The sequence below is a fragment of the Cryobacterium sp. M15 genome, from assembly GCF_002929675.1.
Lineage (GTDB): Bacteria > Actinomycetota > Actinomycetes > Actinomycetales > Microbacteriaceae > Cryobacterium > Cryobacterium lyxosi.
The window spans coordinates 343,313-363,948 of record NZ_PJJW01000041.1 but is presented as its reverse complement, the minus strand read 5'-3'; the positions used below and the strand labels follow the sequence as shown (position 1 = coordinate 363,948).

Here is a 20,636-nt window from a genome sequence, read left to right as displayed (position 1 = left end):
GCTCACGGCAGGAACAAGGTTTATTCGCGCAGGTCGACCGGGATGGTGGGCACAACGCGGGCGGCCACACGACGCTCCTTCAGCGTGGTGCGACCGGCCTTGGCCAGCTCGGTGAGGATCGGAATTCCGGAAAGCAGAATGATGCCGATGATGAAGTACTCGGAGTACGCCTCGACAAACGCGATCTGACCGAGGAAGAAACCGATCAGGGTGAGGCCGACGCCCCAGGCGAAGGCGCCAATCGCGTTGTAGGTCACAAAGCTGCGGTAGCGCATCTTGCCGACGCCCGCGGCAACCGGCACGAAGGCACGGAAGACCGGCAGAAAACGGGCCAGAATGATGGACTTACCGCCGTGCTTTGCGAAAAAGGCGTTGGTGCGCTCGACATTCTTCGGGTTGAAGAACCGGTTCTTCTCACGCGAGAACACTGCGGGGCCGGCCTTGCGGCCAATGACGTAGGCGAGCTGGTCACCGGCGAATGCGGCCACGAACACGACCAGGCAGGTCACCCAGATAGGCAGCGGCACGACGCCGGTCGCGGTAAGCAGGCCGACGGTGAACAGCAGCGAATCGCCCGGGAGGAACGACAACACGATGAAACCGGTCTCGACGAACACGATAACGGCGACGCCCAGCAGCACGAATGATCCAAACGAGTGGATCAGCCACTCAGAGTCGAGAAAATCGATTCCGAACAGGGTGGGCAGCATGAAGAATCCTTCCAACAAGCGAGCGCGGGGCATGGCCATGCCAACGAGAGGCGCAGACTCCAGACTACGGGACGTGATGCTGGGATATGCGGGGGTGTCCGGGCTCGACGCAGGCATGCCCGCCCGGCGAGCGGATGCTCCCGGTTCAGAAAATACTTGTGTTCTGCCCCCGTTTCCCAATATTCTAAAAGGCTGCCTGTTCCGGGGGCATGTGACAGACATACTTGAGGCGCCCAGGAGGCAGACATGACAAAGACAGCACCGATCACGCTCGCAACGGCTGCGAACCACGGCGCTTCCTTTGGCGCTTCTTTCCCTGCCCGCCTCACCACCCGCGCCGCCGCCGTGGTGACCTGCGCCGGCTAGTTTCGCAGTTGCTCATCAGGGCAGGCACTCAGCATGTGTGCCCGTGAGCCAACTCAGCCGCGCTTTACCGCCGCGCCTTACCGCCGCGCAGGGCACCTCACCACTGCGGTACGTTCTCGTTGGCACTGCCAGCCCATTTTCGGCACGCTATCGGCGACCAGAATCATCCCCTGCCCGGCGCAACCCGAGGCGCGGCCGCACCACAATCAGGACTGGACCATGACCACCACTGCATCGAAGGCACCGCCGCCCACCAATGACGCCCCAGTACGCAGCAACACCTTTCGCAGCCTGCAACGGCTCTACCCCTATGCCAAACCGGCCCTGCCGCGCATCTACTGCGGCATGGTCGCGGCGCTTCTTGCCGGTCTCGTGGCCCTGGCCATACCGCAGGTGCTGGCCTGGCTCGTCGACGGCCCGCTCAGCGCGGTCGGGAACGGCGACAGCGCCGTACAAATCTGGCCAGCCGTGTGGATGGTTCTCGGACTCGGTGTGCTCGAGGCGATCATGATCGCCCTGCGCCGCTGGTTCGTACTCACCCCGGGCACTCACATCGAGGCGCGCATGCGCAACCACCTCTATGCCCGGCTGCAGGACCTGCCGGTGAGCTTTCACGACCGCTGGCCGAGCGGGCAGCTGCTCTCGCGCGCGGTGAGCGACCTCAACCTCATTCGCCGCTGGGTGTCGTTCGGGCTCGTGCTGCTCGTGGTCAACTTCCTCACCATCGTCGTCGGCGTCGTCATTCTGCTCTGGATGCATTGGCTGCTCGGCGTGATTTTCGTGGTCTGCTCGATTCCGATCTGGATCTACGGCTACGTCTTCGAGGAGAAGTACTCCGTGATCGCCCGGCGCAGCCAGGACCAGGCCGGTGACCTCGCAACCGCCGTCGAAGAGTCCGTGCACGGAATTCGCGTGCTCAAAGCGTTCGGCCGCGGGTCGTTCGCGCTGAAGAACTTCGCCTCGCAGGCGGAAAGCCTGCGCGGCACCGAGATTGAGAAGGCCCGCGCCATTGCGGGCATCTGGCTCTGGTTGCTGCTCGTGCCCGACGTTGCATTCGCGTTCTGCCTCGTGGTCGGCGTCTGGCTCACCAGCCAGGACGACCTGAGCAGCGGCGAGCTGCTGGCCTTCTTCGCCACCGCCACCGTGCTGCGGTTTCCCGTGGAATCGATCGGGTTCCTGCTCTCGATGACCTTCGACGCGCGCACTGCGACCGACCGCTTCTTCGACATTCTCGACACCCCGAACGAGATCACCGACCCGAAGGAACCGGCCACCGTGGCGGCACCGCTCGGCCGGCTCGCGTTCGATAACGTGCATTTTCGCTACCCGGACTCGCCCGAGCGCTTTCCTGACCTGCTCAACGGCATCGACCTCGTTCTCGAGCCGGGGGAGACCATGGCGCTCGTTGGCCTCACTGGAAGCGGTAAGTCCACCCTCACGGCCCTCACCACCCGGCTGTATGACGTGACTGCGGGCGCCGTGACGCTCGACGGTGTCGACGTGCGGGCGCTGCGCCGCGAGGAACTGCGCAGCCACCTTGCGATGGCATTCGAGGATGCCACCCTGTTCTCGGCATCCGTTCGTGACAACGTTCTACTCGGTCGCGCCGACCTGGCCGACAGCAGCCCCGAAGCGGATGCCGCACTCGCGCAGGCCCTACAGATCGCGCAGGCCGATTTCGTGCACGACTTGCCCCTCGGCGTCGACACCCTCGTCGGCGAAGAGGGAATGAGCCTGTCCGGCGGGCAGCGGCAGCGTCTGGCGCTTGCCCGCGCGGTCGCGGCGCGGCCATCCGTTCTCATTCTCGACGATCCGCTGTCGGCGCTCGATGTGAACACCGAATCGCTCGTGGAGAACGCGCTGCGCGAGGTGCTCGTCGACACCACAGCGCTCATCGTGGCGCACCGACCATCAACGGTCATGCTCGCCGACCGCGTGGCACTGCTCGAAGACGGCCGCATCACCGCCGTCGGAACGCACTCCGAGCTACTGCGCACCAGCGCGCACTACACCTTCGTCATCTCCAGCCTCGAAGACGAAGAACGCAGAGAATCGAACCGAGCGGAGGAAAAGCTGTGACCGTCAGTGGTGTCAAGGGCGAGGAACGCCACGACTTCACCAAGGCCGAGAGCAAGCAGATTCGCGCGCGTTCGCTGCGGCTGCTCGGCTCGCTCCTCTTGCCGGTGCGGGCCAAGGTCGTGCTCGCCATGCTCGTGGTCGTCGTCTCAACGGCAGCCCAGGTCGCCGGCCCCGCGCTCATCGCCTTCGGCATCGACCGCGGGCTACCTGCCTTGCTCAAGCACAACTGGGTGCCGCTTGCCGCGACCGGCGCGATCTACCTTGTCGCCGGGGTGCTCGGCGCGCTGCTCATCGCCTGGTACACCGTGTTGAGCGCCCGGGTGAGCCAGGGCGTCCTGATCGACCTGCGCAAGCGGGTATTTTTGCACACGCAGAAGCTCAGCCTCGAATTTCACGAGTCGTATACCTCCGGCCGCATCATCTCGCGCCAGACCAGTGACCTCGATGCCATACGCGAACTGCTTGATTCCGGCATCAACCAGCTGGTGCAGGGCATCCTCTATATGTCGTTCACCGCGATCGCCCTGGTGCTGCTCGACGGCACCAGTGGACTCGTGCTCCTCGGTGCACTGCTGCCGCTCGTCATTCTCACCCGCTGGTTCCAGGTGCGCTCGCAGAGCCTGTTCCGGCAGTCGCGGGTCGCATCGGCGAGCCTGATCGTGCGTTTCGTCGAGACGATGACCGGTATTCGTGCCGTGAAGGCTTTTCGCACCGAGAAGCACAACGAGACCGTGTTCGGCAAGCTCGTCGAAAGCTACCGCATGGTCAACGCGCGCGTCATCCAGCTGTTCGGGGTCTTCGACCCGGGGCTCGTTCTCATCGGCAACGTCACGGTCGCTGCCGTGCTGCTCGTTGGTGGTTTTCGGGTGGCTGACGGCCAGCTGGCCATCGGAGCACTGCTCGCGACGTTGCTCTACACTCGCCGGTTCTTCGACCCGATGGAGGAGATGGCGATGTTCTACAACTCCTACCAGTCGGCCGCTGCGGCGCTCGAAAAGATCTCGGGCGTGCTCGAGGAGCGCCCCGGCGTGCCCGATCCAGTCGCCCCGGTGGACCTCTGGGAGGCTCATGGTCGGGTGCGGTTCGACAACGTGCAGTTCGCGTATCAGGCGGATCGGGAGATCCTGCCGCACTTCGACCTCGACATTCCGGCCGGGCAGACCATCGCTCTGGTCGGGTCGACCGGAGCTGGCAAATCGACGCTCGCCAAGCTGATGAGCCGGTTCTACGACCCGACGGATGGCCGGGTTCGGCTCGATGACGTAGACCTGCGTGACCTGCACCCGAAAGATCTGCGGCGCGCGATCGTCATGGTCACCCAGGAGGCCTACCTGTTCAGCGGTTCGGTCGCCGAGAACATCGCAATCGGCAAACCGGATGCCTCGGCGCAGCAAATTTGCGCTGCCGCGGCTGCTGTCGGTGCTCACGAATTCATCGAGAATCTACCGAATGGCTATGACACCGATGTGAACAAGCGTGGCGGGCGCGTGTCAGCCGGGCAACGCCAGTTGATCTCGTTTGCGCGCGCTTTTCTCGCCAACCCGGCGGTGCTCATCCTCGATGAGGCTACATCGTCGCTCGACATCCCGAGCGAACGGCTCGTGCAGGAGGCGTTGCAAACCCTGCTCGCTGATCGCACGGCCGTGATCATCGCCCACCGCCTGTCGACGGTCGCGATCGCCGATCGGGTGCTCGTGATGGAACACGGTCGCATCGTGGAGGACGGAACCCCGAATGACCTCATTTCGGGAACCGGCCGTTTCGCGACCATGCACGCCGCCTGGCGCGAGTCCCTCGTATAGCCACTCCCGGGAGACGGCGAGCGTCTTCGTCGCTCCCGGAAACGGACCATTCTCGGACCACGACGGTCGTGCACGTCGAACGTCAGGTTCGGTAGTCCTCGTGCCGATGACCCGGTTGCGGGTTGTCCCCGGCGACCTGTTCGAGACCGCCGTTTCGTGACCCGCAGGTGTGCTCAGCGCTAGCGGCAGGTGAACCGAGCGGGTGGACGTCTAGTCTTCGTAGTCGCCATCCCGCTTCGTCCACGACGGAACCAATTCGTCGCTTTCGGGACGAGGTGAAAATGAGCATGGAAGACTGTCTGCCACCCAGCCGATCGGTTGGACTGAAACAACGTCAGCCCGTCGGGTTGTAGGCGGTCTTCCAGTCGCCGAGCCACCCGTTGCAAGCCCACTCCGAGACACGCAGCCATGTCGGGGTGCAGATCCTACAGATATTTCACATGCTGCTTCGGCACCACAAGGGTAGTCACAACACGGTGACAGATATTGCATGCAACATGAACGGATCCGGACCTCTAATTCGGAGGCGTCGCTCGCCGCCTCGAACGGTCGGAGCGGACGCCGCTGCGGCACGGGCGCCGGAATGACCAACAGCTTGAGCGCCACGCACGCAAGGGGAACCCTCCGCGGGACAGTGCTCCTCAACTTGCCGAAGAGCTTGACGAGCGGCGGTCTACCGCGATTCCGGCCGGGCGGCCAGAGACGAACTTACGCAGTAACGTGTTGACGCTCTCAATCTCAACAGCAGTCATCGATTGCTCGATGAAGCTATGAAGTACGGCTTCGACGCTCCGAATACTGACTTCCTTCTCGCGACCGGTATCCGTCAGGTAGAGGATCACTCGGCGCCGGTCGTCGAGCGCCGGTATCCGCTCGAGCAGGCTCGCGGTCACCAGACCATCCACCAGACGGCTGGGGCTGCCGGTTTCACAAACAAGCAACACTCCGAGGTCGACCAAGGAAAGAGGACCGTGATCGGCCACCACCCGAATCACCTCAGCTTGGGATGGTGATACACCGAGGGGGCGAAGCAGATCGAGAAGGATTCGGTTGCCTTCGCGTTGGGCTGCGAGAACGAGATATCGCAGCTCTTCGGATGCATTCATGATGCGCCGAATTCGGCCGAATCACGAACCCCTTGGACGCTGTCGACGAAGGTGCGGATGGCGTTCGAATACAGGGTGGGATGAGTGAAGCGGAACATGTGACCCGTTTTGGGCAACACGATCTCCGACGAGTCGCGAATGCCGTCAAGCAGTTGGCGCGCAGCTTCCGCGCCGACCAGTCGGTCATCTGCTGGCGTCAGCACGAGCGTTGGTACATCAACTCGTGCCAGGTCGTTGATCATATTGAAGCGGGTGATGGACGTCACTCGCGCCGTGTAGCTCGATCGCGGAGTGTTCTGCACAAAGAGGTCTCGGTAGTCGTTTTGAGTGTGCGGTACTTCTGCCTCGGCGTCGAAGTGTGAAGCGAGCTGGAAGGCGTGAAACCGGAGCGTGCCGTGCCGGTAGACGGCGCCATTGGCGAACCTCGACAGTTTCGCGGCGATGCCCTTCCATCTCGGGAGCGGGTTTGCGGCGAAGCCTCCGGAAAGCACGAGTCCCACAAGGCCTGCCGGCTGCCGGGCGGCGAGGGCAAGGCTAATGACGGCGCCGAACGAATCTCCCACCAGAACGTACGACGTGAGACCGTGAACCTGTTCAGCCAGGGCAGTGGCGTAATTTTCAACGTCAGCGACGTCCTCTGGCAGTCGCATTGTGCGCGCTGGAAGTCCAACGAGACCGGGGAGCGCGGCTAAGTCCCACGGCGCACCCGAAAAGCACGGCACGCACACGATTGTCGGGAGAACTGTCCCACCGAGATTAGATAATGCATCATTGAATGACATGTCATTAATGTAGCGCACAGCGACAGCCGGATAGCCAATGGCTTCTCCAGTCGAGTCGGTCAGCTCAATCGGGCACGGGACTGAGGGGATCAGCGGGACTGAGGGGATCAGCGGGACTGAGGGGACCAACGGGACCGAGGGGCTCGGGGGAGCCGGGGGCGAGTGGATCCGGGGCAGGTTCCTTGAGTTCCACGAAAATGGTATGCGTGGCCGTTTCTCCGATGTTCGCACCGGCATGCTCCTGGGCGGGGAGCCACCGAGCCACGCCCTCCGGGAGCTCAAGGTCGACGGATCGACCGCCGGTAGTCAGCCGCCGGGTGAAGGCCGTGAGGGTGAACATGACGCTGTCCGGGTGCCGATGCGGCGTTGTTTCGTCGCCGGGCCGGTCGAGGTACTCGAGCACCCGCACCCGCTCGTTTTCAAAGATCACCCGATAGAACTGCGGGTTGGTAACGACTGGATCGCTCTGCATGTCAGCACGGTAGCACCGCGCCGAAGGCCTGCGCAGCAAACCACAGTCGGGTCTTTGGTCACTGGTCAGGCGTGCGGAGGTGGGGCATGCTGGAATCGAACGTTCATTCCCGGGGCATAAACGTTTTCAGAAAGGCTGCCAGACGATGAGTAACCTGAATTCACCTACCCGACCCGCGCTGCCCCCTTCCGATTCAGCGCCCACAACTCCCGGTCGCGTACGGTTAGGGACAGGCCCGGGTGCGGTCATCATGCTCGTGCTGGGCACGGTGCTGGGCATGGTCGGTGCTGGCATGCTGTCCGGGGGAACGTCGCTCGCCGTCGCCACGGCGGCCCAGGGAAATGATGGATACTTCACGTCGAAGGCCGAGACCTTCACGACCGATTCGTCCGCGATCACATCGCCGAATTTTGACATTGGCAGAGACTTCAATGTGCCGACCGGAGTCGGATTCAACCTGGCCACGCTGCGCTTGCAAGCCAGCAATGTCGCGACCGACCGGGACGTGTTCATCGGCATTGCGCCACGCGCCGACGTCGATGCGTACCTCGCCGACGTGAACCATAGCGAGCTGCGTGACGTGCAGACGTCACCGTTTCGGGTCGATTACCTCGACGTTCCCGGCACCCAAACGCCCCCCGCTCCCGCCGACCAGACTTTCTGGACCGAATCTGCAGCGGGCTCGGGAGCTCAGGAGATCATCTGGAAACCCGCTGCGGGCGACTGGTCGGTCGTGGTGATGAATGCCGACGCCAGGCCCGGAATCGCGGTGAACCTCGCAGCCGGCGTCCACACCGATCTGCTGGGGCCGGTCAGCATGGGGCTCGTCCTGGGCGGTGGCATCCTTTTTCTGCTCGGTGCCCTTCTCGTCGTATTCGGTGCCATCGGCCTCGGGAGAAGGCTCACGCCGACGCCGGGCGCGCCCGGTGCTTTCGGTGATGCTGGCGCGCCAGTGCAGCCGCCCGCCTTCGGCCGAGTGGATGCGACAGGCCCGGTCGCCCCGCAGCGGGTCGCCCGGGCGGCGACCGCGCTACAGGCATCCGTTCTGGGCGCTTCTGACTCGGTCAAACCCGTGTATCCGTCAGCACTGACCGGGGACCTCGACCCTGTGCTGTCCCGTGGCTTGTGGCTGATCAAATGGTTGTTGGCCGTTCCGCACTTCGTACTGCTCGCCGGCCTGTGGTTCGCGTTCCTGGTCACGACGGTGGTGGCGGCGTTTGCGATTCTGTTCACCGGTCGCTACCCGCGTTCGATCTTTCATTTCAACGTGGGCGTGCTGCGGTGGAGCTGGCGCGTGTTGTTCTACGCCTATTCAGCCCTCGGTACCGACCGATACCCGCCATTCACCCTCGCGCACACCGACTACCCCGCCGACTTCGACGTCGAATACCCCGAGCGACTGTCGCGCGGCCTCGTGCTCGTGAAGAGTTGGCTGCTCGCCATTCCGCACCTGGTGTTGCTCACGGTACTCGTCGGTGGCGGGGCGGCCGGGGCCTACCCCTGGCGAGGCGACGGCGGCGCGGGTGCTGGCGGAACCGACGGGGTGTCGCTCCTCGGCATTCTCGTCGTGGTCGCCGGGGTTATCCTGCTGTTCACCGGCCGGTATCAGCGGCCGCTGTTCAACGTCATCATGGGGGTCAACCGCTGGGTGTTTCGCGTCGTGACGTACACGGCGCTGCTGCGCGACGAATACCCGCCGTTCCGACTGGATCAGGGCCCGACCGAGCCTGCCACCGAAACCGACGCTCAAACGCCCGCTGGGTCGACGCTGTAGACAGTGCCGGGCCGTTTGACTTGCCGCGGTCGGGCCAGCCGTTCGCTACTTGTCCGACCCAGCCGTGAGGCCGCCCACGATGTACTTCTGCAGGTAGAGGAACAACGCCATCACCGGCAGGGCGGCCAGCACTGCCCCGGCCGAAAAAGCACTCCAGTCGGCGTAGTTCGGATTGGACACCAGCCGGTACAGCCCAACGGCGAGGGTCTGCTTGTCCGGGTCGATCAGCAGCACGCTGGCGACCACGAAATCGTTCGTCGTGGCGATGAACGACAGTAGCCCCACCACCGCCAGAATCGGGGCGACGAGTCGCAGAATGATCGTGAAAAAGATACGAGCGTGACTGGCCCCGTCGATCTTGGCGGCCTCATCGATCGATGCGGGAATGGTGTTGAAGAACCCGTACATGAGGTAGGTGTTCACGCTGAGAGCTCCGCCCAGGTACACCATGATCAGCCCGATCTGCGTGTTCAGGCCGATTGCCGGGAAGAGATCACTGATCGTGCTCATCACCAGAAAGATCGCAACGACGGCGAGCAGCTGCGGAAACATCTGCACGAGCACGAGGGTGAGCAGCCCCACGCGGCGACCGGTGAAGCGCATGCGCGAAAAAGAATATGCCGCGAGGGCGCCGAGGAACACGGTGAGGATCGCCGTCGTCGCAGCGATGACGATGGTGTTGCCGAACCACAATGCAAAGGGGGCTTCGGGCGTGCTGAGAATGCGAGCGTAGGCATCGAAGCCGATGCGCGAGAACAACTGGTTCGATCCGGTGAGGGTGCCTTGCGGATTGAGCGACGCCGACAGCACGTACAGCAGCGGAAAGCCGGAGAACACGACCATGACGATGCCCACCAGGTGACGCCAGCCGGTGCGAGCAAACCAGCGTCGAAGTGTGAACGGACGTTTGAGCGGGATTACCCGCGTGGCCCCGTCGACAGACATCATCGGTTCAACTCCTCGAGTGCCTTGGTCTTGCGGAACGCGACCACGGAGATGACCGCAACCAGAATGAAGATGATGATCGAAAATGCGCTGGCGAGTCCGTAATCGCGCGCTTGACCGGTGAACGCGACCTTGTACACCATCGAGATCAGGATGTCGGTGGCCCCGACGTTCACATCGGCCGCGGCATCGCGCGGCCCGCCGCCGGTGAGCATGTAAATGAGATTGAAATTGTTGAAGTTGAAGGCGAACGATGCGATGAGCAGGGGGGCAACGGAGACGAGGAGCAGTGGCAGCTTGATCAGCCGGAACACCGCCCAGGGCTTGGCACCGTCGACCGTGGCCGCTTCTTCCAGCTCTGCCGGAATGGATTGCAGCGCTCCGGTGCAGACCAGGAACATGTACGGGAAGCCAAGCCACAGATTCACCACAAGAACGCTGATCTTGGCCAACCACGCATTGGTCAGCCATGGAATCTCAGCGCCGCCGAGTAGAACCTGGTTTACAAAGCCGAAGCTTTCGCTGAGCATTCCAGCCCAGACCAGCGCGGACAGGAACGCGGGAAAAGCGTACGGCAAGATCATGGCGACACGATAAAACTTACGGCCCTTCATGCGCATGTCGTTGAATACGATCGCGAGGAAAAGCCCGAGGAAGAACGTGGTCGCGACCGACAGCGTGGCGAAGGTGATGGTCCACAGGGTCACGCTGATCAGCGGGGTACGGATGCCTTCCTCGGTGAACGCGCGGGCGAAGTTGTCGAATCCCACGTTGATGCGCCAGCCCGGCAGCATCTCCTCGCCAGTTGCAGAAACAAACGCGCCGTCACCGGTGTCGGTGAAGATGGTGCCGGTTTTGGCATCCGTCATCGTGTCGGCCTGCTCGTCGTAGACGAGGGAGGAGAGATACAGGTACGCGCTACTCCCGTCGTTGGTGCGCAGGGCGCCGTCGTTCGGATCATCGGAGAACGGCACCGCCAGGGCCGTGATTTCGGTGGTGCGCGACAGGATGTCCTGAAAGCTGAGGGTCGTGTAGCCGGTGAGGCCGACGCCCTCGCCGCCGTCGATGGTGGCGTTGTTGACTTGGGACAGTGGGCTGTCGGCCGAACCGAGGCTGACCTCACCGTTGGGGTCGGTGACCAGAAAGCTCAGGGTGCCGAATTGGTCGAGTACCGTCACCGCGTAGGTGGGGGAGTCGGGCACACGCTCCTGGGCGCTGCTCATCAGCGCCGAGATGGCCTGCGCCTTGTCGCTGTTGTGCCCGGTGCTGTAGTTGGTGAAGCCGATGTAGGCCGTGTAACCGACCACGAAGATTTGGAACACGACGAGAAAGATGACGCCGGGGGTGAGGTACTTGGCCGGTAGCTTGCCGGGCGTGAAATAGATCCAGTTGACGACCAGAGTGACCGCGGCGACGAGCCCGAAGATGATCCACTGCTGCTGAAGGAACAGGATGAACAATCCGTAGAGGGCGATCGCGTCTACGATGCCGAGGAGCGTGATTTTGATCAGGATGGTTTTGAGGCCGCCGGACGCCGCCTCGGCGATCATCGCGGCGCGGTGGTGACGCTTCGACGGTTTCGTTGTGCTGGCATCGGTGTCATCGGTGCGCATAGTTCTGCTTTCAAACGGTGAACGGGTATCTGGCTTGTGGCCGCCGGACGGGCGGCCACAGGCCATTGGGGTAGCGCGGGAACGTACGCTTTCTAGCCGATGGCGCCCTGCACGTCGGCGGCCAGTTTCTGCCATGTGACGGTCGGATCTTCACCGTTGATGATGGCGGCCTGGGCGATTCCCCAGAACTGCCAGACCTGGCCCATGGCAGGGATGGCGGGCATCGGCACGGCTTGAGCGCCTACGGCAGCGAAGCCGGCAACCACGGGATCGGTCGAGGCAGCTTCAACGGATGCCTTCAGCGCGGGAAGCACCTGTCCTGACTCGAACAATGCCGTCTGTACTTCTTCGGTAGCCATGTAGTTGACCAGAAAGTCGTTGGCGGCGACCTTGTTGGCGCTCTGCTCGCTGATGAAGAACCCCTTGACGCCGGCGAAGGGAGCCGCAGTACCCGTTGACGGAGCGGCGATCGGGTCGACGGCGAGATTGATGCCGGCCTCGAGCGCAGCGCCGACGTTCCACGGTCCAGTCAGCCAGAAGGCCGCGTCGCCGGAAGTGAACGCGGTCTTGGCGATGTCACCGGTGATCTCGGTGTTGAACACCCCGGTACCGTTTTTGCCTTGGCTGGCGAGCCAGCTCGCGAACGCCTCGCCGCCCGCATTGCCGATCTCGAGCTTTGTGGCGTCGTAACCACCGGAAGCGTTGGTGCCGAAGACCGGAGCGCCGAAGGAGGTTTCGAATGGGTACAGGTGATACGGGTTACCGTCAACACCCTGCTCGACGAGGAACGGGTAGGTGACCCCGGCGGCAGTGCCCTTGGCGATCATGTCCTCGTAGGAGCTGGCCGCCTCGGGGACGAGGTCCGCGTTGCGCAACAGGGCGAGGTTCTCGACGGCATAGGGCAGCTCGTACACCTGGCCGTCGTAGGTGGACGCTGTGATGGCGACGGGGAGAAAATCGTCGGCCTTGTCGCCGAGTTCGATCGGGCTCACGACCCCATTGGTGACCAGTTCGCCAAGCCAGTCGTGGGCGCCCATGGTGATGTCGGGACCCTTGCCAGTGGGTACCTGCTGAATGAAATCGTCCTTGAGAGTGGCGTTGTCTTTCGAAACGAGATCGACCTCGACACCGGTTTTTTCGGTGTATGCGGCCGCGGCGGGTTTCAGGGCCTCGACTCGTTCGGCGTCAACCCACACGGTCAAGGTGTTGGTAGACGAGTTGTCACTGTTGGTGTTATCGGACGACGCGGGGGAGCATCCGGCCAGGGCCAGAGATGCGACGACCGCGAGAGCGCCGACTCGGAGCAGGTTCTTGGTATTCACCGTCATTGGTGTGGAGCCTTTCGCAAAATAGTGCCTGCAGCGGTGCAGACCGGCTATGACCGGCTCGTTTTGCAAGCGATTGCACAACGAGCCTGCACTGAGGTTAGTCCAAAATCGGGTTAATTAGGTCACAAAATGACAACAAACTAACCGTCACTCGCATCGGGGGCGAATCATATTGCAATCGCTTGCAGTGTCTATAAAATGTGTAACATATTAACTGCGCCACCAACGAGGGCGGCACGTTTGAGGACTTCATGATCAATATTGCAGACGTCGCGCGTCACGCCGGAGTATCCACGGCCACCGTGTCACGGGCGCTCAGCGGCGGTCATCACGTGTCGCCAGCCACCCGCCTGCGCGTCGAGGCATCCGCTACGCACCTGGGGTATGTCGTGTCGTCGAACGCGTCCAGCCTGGCGTCCGGGCGCATGAAGAATATCGGCGTGGTCGTGCCGTTTTTAAATCACTGGTTTTTCGCGAGTGTCGTCGAAGGCGCCCAACAAGCGCTGCAACGCCACGGGTACGACCTCACCCTCTACAACCTCACCGGCGGACTCGAAGCTCGCCGCAGCGTCTTCGAACACTTTCTGCTGCGTCAGCGAGTGGATGCTGTCATCGCGGTTTCACTCGAGCTCACCGAAAACGAGGTGGCCCGGTTGCACGCTTTGAACAAGCCCCTCGTGGGCGTCGGCGGTCCGCTGGCCGGCGTGCGCACGCTCACCGTCGACGATCTCGCCGTCGCCCGTCTCGCGACGGAGCACCTCATTGCACTCGGCCATACCCGCATCGCGCACATCGGTGGTGACAAGGCATTCGATCTGGATTTCAACCTGCCGACCAACCGGCGCTTCGGCTACGAGGCCGCCCTCGTGGCCGCCGGAATTGAGGCGCGCCGCGATGATTTTCGTCCGGCCGATTTCACCACTGCCGGGGGCTATCAGGCGGCCAAGCAGTTACTTGGGCGGCCGCACGAACGCCCGACTGCCATCTTTGCCGCCTCCGACGAAATGGCCATCGGCAGTATTCTGGCCGCGCGCGACCTTGGCCTCGTCGTGCCAGGGGACGTATCGGTGATCGGTGTCGACGACCATGAACTGGCAGCTTTTTTCGGGCTCAGCACCGTGGCACAGTTTCCGCAACAGCAGGGCGAGAAGGCCGTGGAGGTGCTCATGGAAGAACTCCGCCCGCACCCGGAGTCGCGCACTGGGCTCAATATCAACATGCCGTTCGAACTCATCGTGCGGGGCAGTACGGCTCGTCCAGCAATGTAACCTGCACCACGGTTTTACCCCCGCTGCAGCTGTTTGGCGGGCTTGGGCCTAGTCCACTGCGCTCTGGTATTTCGTGCGCGGCGCCCAGCGGGCAGCGGCGTAGTCGACGCGGTAGACGGCATCCGTTGTCGCCTTATCCTTGACCACGCAGAGCAGCGGCGTGTGCTCGGCCTCGTAGTGCGGCAGCGCCTGGGCCTCGTGCCCGATCGGCGGATGCCCGCCGGCGCGAATCACCCGCCACCACGCCACGTCAGAGCCATAGCGAGCCATGACTTGGCCGACAGCGCGGGCGGCACGGGAGCCGAGCTCCGCCGCCACTGCACCATACGTCATCACACGACCCGCCGGGATGGACTCAACCACGCCGAGCACCCGCGAGACGAAGTCATCGGGCTCCGGCGTGGCCATGCGCAGACTGAACGCGGCTCAGAGCTTCAGTGAACCGATGACCTCGCCGTACTGGGTCTCGCCGACGTCGACGAAGCCCAGGCGGTGGAAGAAGGCCTCCGGGCCGTCGGCGCCGGGCTCCCAGATGACGTTGACGTGATCGAAACCACGATCGCGGGCTTCAGCGGCCAGCGCCTCGGCGGCGAATTTGCCAACGCCCTGACCCTGGGTCTCAGCGTTGACGTTGATGCGCCAGATGCAGGCGCGAAACTCTTCGTGCTCGGAGTTAGGGTCGAAGTTGCCGTGGATGAACCCGGCGACGACGCCGCCGAGAAGTACCACGCGCTGCCACGATGTGGCTGGGTTGATCACCGAAGCGGCAACGGAATACGAGACCGGTGCAATGAATTGCTCCTGGCCCGGCTTCAGGCTCAGGTTGTTGGCCGCAACGATGTTGCGTGCGGATAGTTCTTCCAGCGTCAGCTCACCCATGTGATCAGGCTAACGTGCGCCCGGGGTCGCCGGTAGTCGATCAAAGCTTCGGTACCCGCAATTCACTCGCAAATTTATCTCGATGTCAAGATAGTTGTGAGTTTCTAGTAAGCTCGTCGATGGTCGTGACGGCCACACTGAACAAAGAGGAGAAATTTTTGTCGAAGATCAAGGTTGAGGGAACAGTTGTCGAACTCGATGGCGACGAGATGACCCGCATCATCTGGCACGCCATCAAAGAAACGCTCATTCACCCGTACCTCGATATTGACCTCGAGTACTACGACCTCTCGATTCAGAAGCGCGATGAAACCAACGACCAGGTCACGATCGACGCCGCCCACGCCATTCAGAAGCACGGCGTCGGGGTGAAGTGCGCGACCATCACCCCCGACGAAGCCCGAGTGGAAGAGTTCGGCCTCAAGAAGATGTGGCTCTCGCCGAACGGCACCATCCGCAACATCCTCGGCGGCACCATCTTTCGTGAACCGATCGTCATTTCCAACATCCCGCGCCTGGTGCCGGGCTGGAACAAGCCGATTATCATCAGCCGCCACGCCTACGGCGACCAGTACAAAGCCACCAACTTTCGTTTCAAGGGCAAGGGCACGCTCAGCATGACCTTCACGCCGCAGGACGGCAGCGAGCCGTCGACGTTCGAGGTATTCGAGTCCCCTGGCGACGGCGTCGCCATGGGCATGTACAACCTTGACTCGTCGATCACCGACTTCGCTCGCGCCACCCTGGCCTACGGCCTCGAGCGCAACGTGCCGGTCTTTCTCTCGACCAAGAACACCATCCTCAAGGCCTACGACGGTCGGTTCAAAGACATCTTCCAGGACATCTTCGACGCCGAGTTCAAAACCGCCTATGAAGCGGCCGGCCTCAGCTACGAGCACCGCTTGATCGACGACATGGTCGCCTCGGCCATGAAGTGGGAGGGCGGTTATCTCTGGGCCTGCAAGAACTACGACGGCGACGTTCAGTCCGACACCGTCGCCCAGGGCTTCGGCTCGCTCGGCCTCATGACCAGCGTGCTCTCCACCCCCGACGGCAAGATCGTCGAAGCGGAAGCCGCCCATGGCACTGTGACACGTCACTATCGCCAGCACCAGCTCGGCAAGCCCACGTCGACCAACCCGATCGCGTCGATCTACGCCTGGACCCGCGGACTGTCGCACCGCGCGAAGCTCGACAACAACGCGGCCCTGGCCGAGTTCGCGTTGACCCTCGAAGACGTCGTGATCAAGACCGTCGAAAGCGGCAAGATGACCAAGGACCTCGCGCTTCTGGTCGGCCCCGACCAGGGCTACCAAACCACCGAAGAGTTCCTCGCCTCGCTCGCCGAGAACCTGCAGACCCGCCTGGCGTAAGCGCGGTTAGCAGTAGCACTCAAGGCCCTGACCAGTCCTGGTCGGGGCCTTTGTGCATTTGCGAGTGGATGCCGGTCGCGGATGTATCCGGGTGGCGGACGGAGCGACGGCGTCGGCCGCTGCCGAAACGCGCGAAAAAACGGACAGACCGGGACACCCAGTAGTAGACAGACCGGTCTGATTCGGCGGCTTAGAACGACCCGGACTGTGCACTCGCCTAGGTAACGATCGTGTTACCGAGCAATCTGCGCACTGTACGGGGGCTGAGCTCGTGCGATACGTTCACGATCACGCTCTGCCCCAACTGCGGCAAAGCGGCCAGCGCACTCCGATCGGATTGGACACGCACGTGAAATCACACTTCAGGCGAATCGCACTCCCGCCCGAAAGCCCGCATTTCGCTCCTCGCTTCGCCACCTACCAACCACTCGCGCAGCCCCGGGGACGCGGAGTGATGGCGCTCGGTGTCACCATGACCCTGGTCGCCGCCAGCGCCCTCGTTGGCGTCAGCGGCGCCGCAGCCGCCCCGATGGCCCCGGGCCTTGGCGGTAGCATCGGCGCCGGCATCGCCGCATCGGCCACCGACTTCACCGATGGTCGCTACATTGTGACCCTGGCCGACGATGCTGTCGCCACCTACACCGGAGGGGTTTACGGGTTCGCCCCGACCACCCCGGATGCCGGCGCCCGCCTCGACCCGCGCAGTCGCGCCTCGGCGAGCTATTCCGGCTACCTAAGTGGCAAGCAGAAGAAGGTGGCGGCATCCGTTGATGCCACGATCGACTACTCCTACACGCTCGCCCTCAACGGGTTCGCCGCCGAACTGACCGCCGAGCAGGCCGCGGCGCTCTCGGCCGAGAAAGACGTCGTGGCCATCACCCCCGACGAGCTCAAGCACGTGACAGCGACCCCGTCGACCGACTTTCTCGGACTCTCCGGCGATGACGGCGTCTGGGCCAACACCGGCGGCACCGATACCGCGGGCGCGGGCGTCGTCATCGGTGTGCTCGATACCGGCCTCGCACCGGAGAACCCCTCCTTTGCCGGTGACGCGCTCGGCAGCACGGCCGGCAGCGCTCCCTACCTCGACGGTGACACGATCACCATGACCAAGAGCGACGGCGCCACCTTCACCGGCGAGTGCGTCACCGGGGTGCAGTTTGCCCCGAGCGACTGCAGCACCAAGATTGTTGGTGCGCGCTACTTCGTGACCGGCTTCGGAGCCGATCGTATCGGCTTTGCCGACACCGGCGAATACCTTTCACCGCGGGATGGCAACGGCCATGGCTCGCACACCGCAAGCACCGCCGGCGGCAACCACGACGTGGCCGCGATCATCAGCGGACTCGACTACGGACTCATCTCCGGTGTCGCCCCGGCGGCGAAGATCGCTGCCTACAAGGTGTGCTGGTCCGGCCCCGACCCGACGCGGTCCACCGACGACGGCTGCGCCACCTCCGACCTGCTGGCCGGCATCAACCAGGCGGTCGCCGACAACGTCGACGTGCTGAATTACTCGATCGGCGGTGGAGCGGCCGACACTACGGTCTCCCCGACCGACCAGGCTTTCCTCGGCGCCGCTGCCGCCGGCATCTTCGTGGCGGCCTCGGCCGGCAACTCCGGTCCCGGTGCGTCCACGCTCGACAATGCCGCCCCGTGGATCACCACGGTCGCCGCGAGCACCATCCCCGGCTACGAGGCCACCGCGACCTTCGGCGACGGCACAGCATACGCGGGCGGATCGATCTCGGTTGACCGTACCCCGGGCGCTACCCCGCTGGCCGCTCCGCTCGTGCGTGGTGACCTCGTCGCCGTCGCCGGCCACGACCCGGCTGATGCCCGGCTCTGCGGCCCCGATTCGCTCGATGCCGCGCAAGTTGCCGGCGTCATCGTGTTCTGTGAACGCGGTGTCTATGGCCGGGTAGCAAAATCGGCCGAGGTACTGAGAGCCGGTGGCATCGGCATGCTCCTGGTGAACCGCGTGCCCGGCTCGGTCGACACCGACGAGCACGCCGTACCCACCGTTCACCTCGACGCCCCGTACTGGGACGCGGCGTTTGGCTACGCGGGCAGCGCCGGCGCATCCGTCGTGTTCACCGATGGCAACACCACCAGCTACACGCCGCCGACTCCGCAGGTGGCCGGGTTCTCCTCCCGCGGACCGGTACTCGCCGACGGCAGTGACATTCTCAAGCCCGACGTGACCGCGCCCGGTGTGGCCATCCTCGCCGACGGTCCCAACGCCCAAGATGGCCCGCCGACCTGGCAGTTCCTCTCGGGTACATCGATGTCGAGTCCGCAGATTGCCGGACTCGCCGCGCTGTACCTCGGTGAACGACCACTCGCCACTCCGGGCGAGATCAAGTCGGCCCTGATGACGAGCGCCTACGACACGGTCGACTCCAACGGCATCGCCGTCACGGACCCGTTCACCCAGGGGGCCGGCCACGTCGACCCGACAGAGATGTTCGAACCGGGCCTGCTCTACCTGAACGACACAGCGGACTGGTACTCCTACATTCAAGGCATCGGCTATGACGTCGGCGCCGACCCGGTGGACCCGAGCAACCTCAACCTGGCCTCCATCGCGATCGGGTCACTGACCGCGCCGGAAACCATCACCCGCACCGTCACGAGCACCGAGGCCGCCACCTTTACCGCCCAGCCGGTAACGGTGCCGGGCATCGACGCCGTGGTCTCGCCCAGCACCCTGAGCTTTGGTGCCGCGGGTGAATCGGCCAGTTACACCGTCACCTTCACCCGAACGGATGCACCGCTCGACGAGTTCTCGACCGGCTCGCTCAACTGGGTGAGCGGCGCGGGCACTGTTGTGCACAGCCCCGTCGCCATCCAGCCGGTGACGCTCGTCGCCCCCGCCACCGCGGACGGCACCGGGGTGGATGGTTCGGTCGACGTGTCGATCACCCCCGGGGCCACCGGGGACGTGGCACTCAACCTGATCGGCCTCGCGGCCGGGCTGCACCAGAGCGACGCCGCTGACCCGTCAAGCCCGACCACTGGAACCGGCACCGCCGGCGAGGAGTTCCGCTACCAGGTCGAGGTGCCCGAGGGTACCGAGCTCGCCCGGTTCGACCTCGATGCGCTCGATGAGACCGCCGATCTCGACCTGATTGTTTACCGCCTGGACGGCGACGGCGGCGCTCCGGTCGCCGGCTGGCAGTCCGCGACCGGATCGGCCGATGAACGGATCGACCTGGTCTCTCCGGAGGCCGGGTTCTACCAGGTGATCGCGTCGGTCTACAGCGGAACGACGGCGTTCGACGTCAACACCTACTCGGTGCTCGCCGGTGCCAATGCTGGGTCGTTCGCGGCCGACCCGCCGGTCATTTTGGGCCAGCAGGGCGTTACGGCAACGTACTCGCTGTCCTGGTCTGGCTTGACGCCCGAGACCGGGTATCTCGGGCTCGTCGGCTATGGCACCAGCGCGGTGTCAACGGTCGTGTCGGTCGAAAGCGGAGCAGCGCCCGACCCGGAGGCACCCGTGAACACGGCCCTGCCGTCGATCGAGGGCACCGCGGTGGTAGGCCAGAAATTGACCGCCGACCCCGGTCTGTGGGACGTCGCCGGGGTGGAGTACACCTTTCAATGGCAGGCCGATGGTCGCGATGTAAAGAAGGCCACCAAAGCCGACTACACGCCGACCAACTCACTCGGCGGCACGATGCTCACCGTGATCGTGACGGCACGGGCCGACGGGTTGCCGGCAGGCACGGCCACCTCGGCCGGGGTCGTTGTGAGGTACGGTGCCACGGTTGACCTCAAGATCGATTCGAGGGCCAATCCGCATTCGACGGGCGTGACATTCGAGGTGTCGGTGCAGACCGACGCCCCGCGCTCAGTACAGCCTAAGACGGTGCAGGTTCTGGTCGATGACCAGAGCTACGAGATCGCCCTCGATCAGACGGGCCGGGGGTCGCTCACCCTGACCGACCTCAACCGCGGCACCTACACGGTGACCGCGGAGTATGCGGGCAGCGACCTCGTGGCCGCGGCGACGAGCAAGCCGCGCACGCTGACTGTGCGGTAGCCGGGGCGAGGGCCAGGCGCGCGCCGCAGCATCCGTTTCGAAGCGGATGCTGCGGTGCGTTTGCGGTGCGCGCCGGCGCGCACCGCTGCCT

General features: G+C 63.9%; 16 protein-coding genes. 6 read left to right on the top strand and 10 right to left on the bottom strand.

Going from position 1 to position 20,636, the window contains the following annotated elements:
* Window positions 1–20: 20 nt before the first annotated feature.
* A complete protein-coding gene (locus CXY83_RS16625) occupies window positions 21–710 on the bottom strand; it encodes a DedA family protein (RefSeq protein WP_233201027.1) in 690 nt (229 codons plus the stop codon).
* A gap of 585 nt (window positions 711–1,295) precedes the next feature.
* On the opposite strand from CXY83_RS16625, the gene CXY83_RS16620 reads away from it, so the two are divergent.
* Both CXY83_RS16620 and CXY83_RS16615 read left to right on the top strand, forming a co-directional pair.
* The gene (locus tag CXY83_RS16620) at window positions 1,296–3,155 is read left to right on the top strand and encodes an ABC transporter ATP-binding protein (RefSeq protein WP_104198401.1); all 1,860 of its coding nucleotides are present in this window, start codon (window positions 1,296–1,298) and stop codon (window positions 3,153–3,155) included.
* Window positions 3,152–4,957 carry an ABC transporter ATP-binding protein gene (locus CXY83_RS16615; RefSeq protein WP_104198400.1) on the top strand — a complete coding sequence of 602 codons (1,806 nt, stop codon included), beginning with the start codon at window positions 3,152–3,154 and terminating at the stop codon, window positions 4,955–4,957. The genes CXY83_RS16620 and CXY83_RS16615 overlap by 4 nt, the downstream gene beginning before the upstream one ends.
* Before the next feature lie 179 nt (window positions 4,958–5,136).
* Here CXY83_RS16615 and CXY83_RS18675 read toward each other — a convergent pair whose 3' ends face one another.
* The 4 genes from CXY83_RS18675 to CXY83_RS16595 all read right to left on the bottom strand — a co-directional run bounded on the left by CXY83_RS18675 (window position 5,137) and on the right by CXY83_RS16595 (window position 7,317).
* On the bottom strand, window positions 5,137–5,367 hold the full coding sequence (locus tag CXY83_RS18675) for an HIT domain-containing protein (protein ID WP_104198399.1): 231 nt from the start codon (window positions 5,365–5,367) through the stop codon (window positions 5,137–5,139).
* A 231-nt stretch (window positions 5,368–5,598) separates the two neighbouring features.
* Window positions 5,599–6,063 carry a MarR family winged helix-turn-helix transcriptional regulator gene (locus CXY83_RS16605; RefSeq protein WP_104198398.1) on the bottom strand — a complete coding sequence of 155 codons (465 nt, stop codon included), beginning with the start codon at window positions 6,061–6,063 and terminating at the stop codon, window positions 5,599–5,601.
* On the bottom strand, window positions 6,060–6,845 hold the full coding sequence (locus CXY83_RS16600) for an alpha/beta fold hydrolase (protein ID WP_104198520.1): 786 nt from the start codon (window positions 6,843–6,845) through the stop codon (window positions 6,060–6,062). The genes CXY83_RS16605 and CXY83_RS16600 overlap by 4 nt, the downstream gene beginning before the upstream one ends.
* A gap of 64 nt (window positions 6,846–6,909) precedes the next feature.
* The gene (locus CXY83_RS16595; protein WP_104198397.1) at window positions 6,910–7,317 is read right to left on the bottom strand and encodes a cupin domain-containing protein; all 408 of its coding nucleotides are present in this window, start codon (window positions 7,315–7,317) and stop codon (window positions 6,910–6,912) included.
* A gap of 145 nt (window positions 7,318–7,462) precedes the next feature.
* Between CXY83_RS16595 and CXY83_RS16590 the strand changes: the two genes are divergently transcribed.
* Window positions 7,463–9,091: a DUF4389 domain-containing protein gene (locus CXY83_RS16590; protein ID WP_199184986.1), complete on the top strand. Its 1,629-nt coding sequence runs from the start codon at window positions 7,463–7,465 to the stop codon at window positions 9,089–9,091.
* A gap of 45 nt (window positions 9,092–9,136) precedes the next feature.
* On the opposite strand, the gene CXY83_RS16585 is transcribed toward CXY83_RS16590, so the two are convergent.
* The 3 genes from CXY83_RS16585 to CXY83_RS16575 form a co-directional block, all read right to left on the bottom strand.
* Entirely contained in the window at window positions 9,137–10,039 is a 903-nt protein-coding gene (locus CXY83_RS16585) for a sugar ABC transporter permease (protein ID WP_369831177.1), read from the bottom strand.
* Complete coding sequence (locus CXY83_RS16580) at window positions 10,036–11,649, bottom strand: ABC transporter permease subunit (protein WP_104198396.1); 1,614 nt, start codon at window positions 11,647–11,649, stop codon at window positions 10,036–10,038. Before CXY83_RS16580 ends, CXY83_RS16585 begins: the two co-directional genes overlap by 4 nt.
* A gap of 92 nt (window positions 11,650–11,741) precedes the next feature.
* Window positions 11,742–12,977, bottom strand: a complete 1,236-nt coding sequence (locus tag CXY83_RS16575) for a maltose ABC transporter substrate-binding protein (protein WP_104198395.1) — start codon at window positions 12,975–12,977, stop codon at window positions 11,742–11,744.
* A 251-nt stretch (window positions 12,978–13,228) separates the two neighbouring features.
* Between CXY83_RS16575 and CXY83_RS16570 the strand changes: the two genes are divergently transcribed.
* Window positions 13,229–14,245 carry a LacI family DNA-binding transcriptional regulator gene (locus CXY83_RS16570; protein WP_104198394.1) on the top strand — a complete coding sequence of 339 codons (1,017 nt, stop codon included), beginning with the start codon at window positions 13,229–13,231 and terminating at the stop codon, window positions 14,243–14,245.
* 48 nt (window positions 14,246–14,293) lie between these two features.
* Here CXY83_RS16570 and CXY83_RS16565 read toward each other — a convergent pair whose 3' ends face one another.
* Both CXY83_RS16565 and CXY83_RS16560 read right to left on the bottom strand, forming a co-directional pair.
* The gene (locus CXY83_RS16565; RefSeq protein ID WP_104198393.1) at window positions 14,294–14,653 is read right to left on the bottom strand and encodes an MGMT family protein; all 360 of its coding nucleotides are present in this window, start codon (window positions 14,651–14,653) and stop codon (window positions 14,294–14,296) included.
* An 18-nt stretch (window positions 14,654–14,671) separates the two neighbouring features.
* Window positions 14,672–15,124, bottom strand: a complete 453-nt coding sequence (locus tag CXY83_RS16560) for a GNAT family N-acetyltransferase (protein ID WP_104198392.1) — start codon at window positions 15,122–15,124, stop codon at window positions 14,672–14,674.
* A 158-nt stretch (window positions 15,125–15,282) separates the two neighbouring features.
* On the opposite strand from CXY83_RS16560, the gene CXY83_RS16555 reads away from it, so the two are divergent.
* Both CXY83_RS16555 and CXY83_RS16550 read left to right on the top strand, forming a co-directional pair.
* Window positions 15,283–16,497: an NADP-dependent isocitrate dehydrogenase gene (locus CXY83_RS16555; protein WP_104198517.1), complete on the top strand. Its 1,215-nt coding sequence runs from the start codon at window positions 15,283–15,285 to the stop codon at window positions 16,495–16,497.
* 472 nt (window positions 16,498–16,969) lie between these two features.
* Window positions 16,970–20,545: a S8 family serine peptidase gene (locus CXY83_RS16550; RefSeq protein ID WP_104198516.1), complete on the top strand. Its 3,576-nt coding sequence runs from the start codon at window positions 16,970–16,972 to the stop codon at window positions 20,543–20,545.
* Window positions 20,546–20,636: the final 91 nt, after the last annotated feature.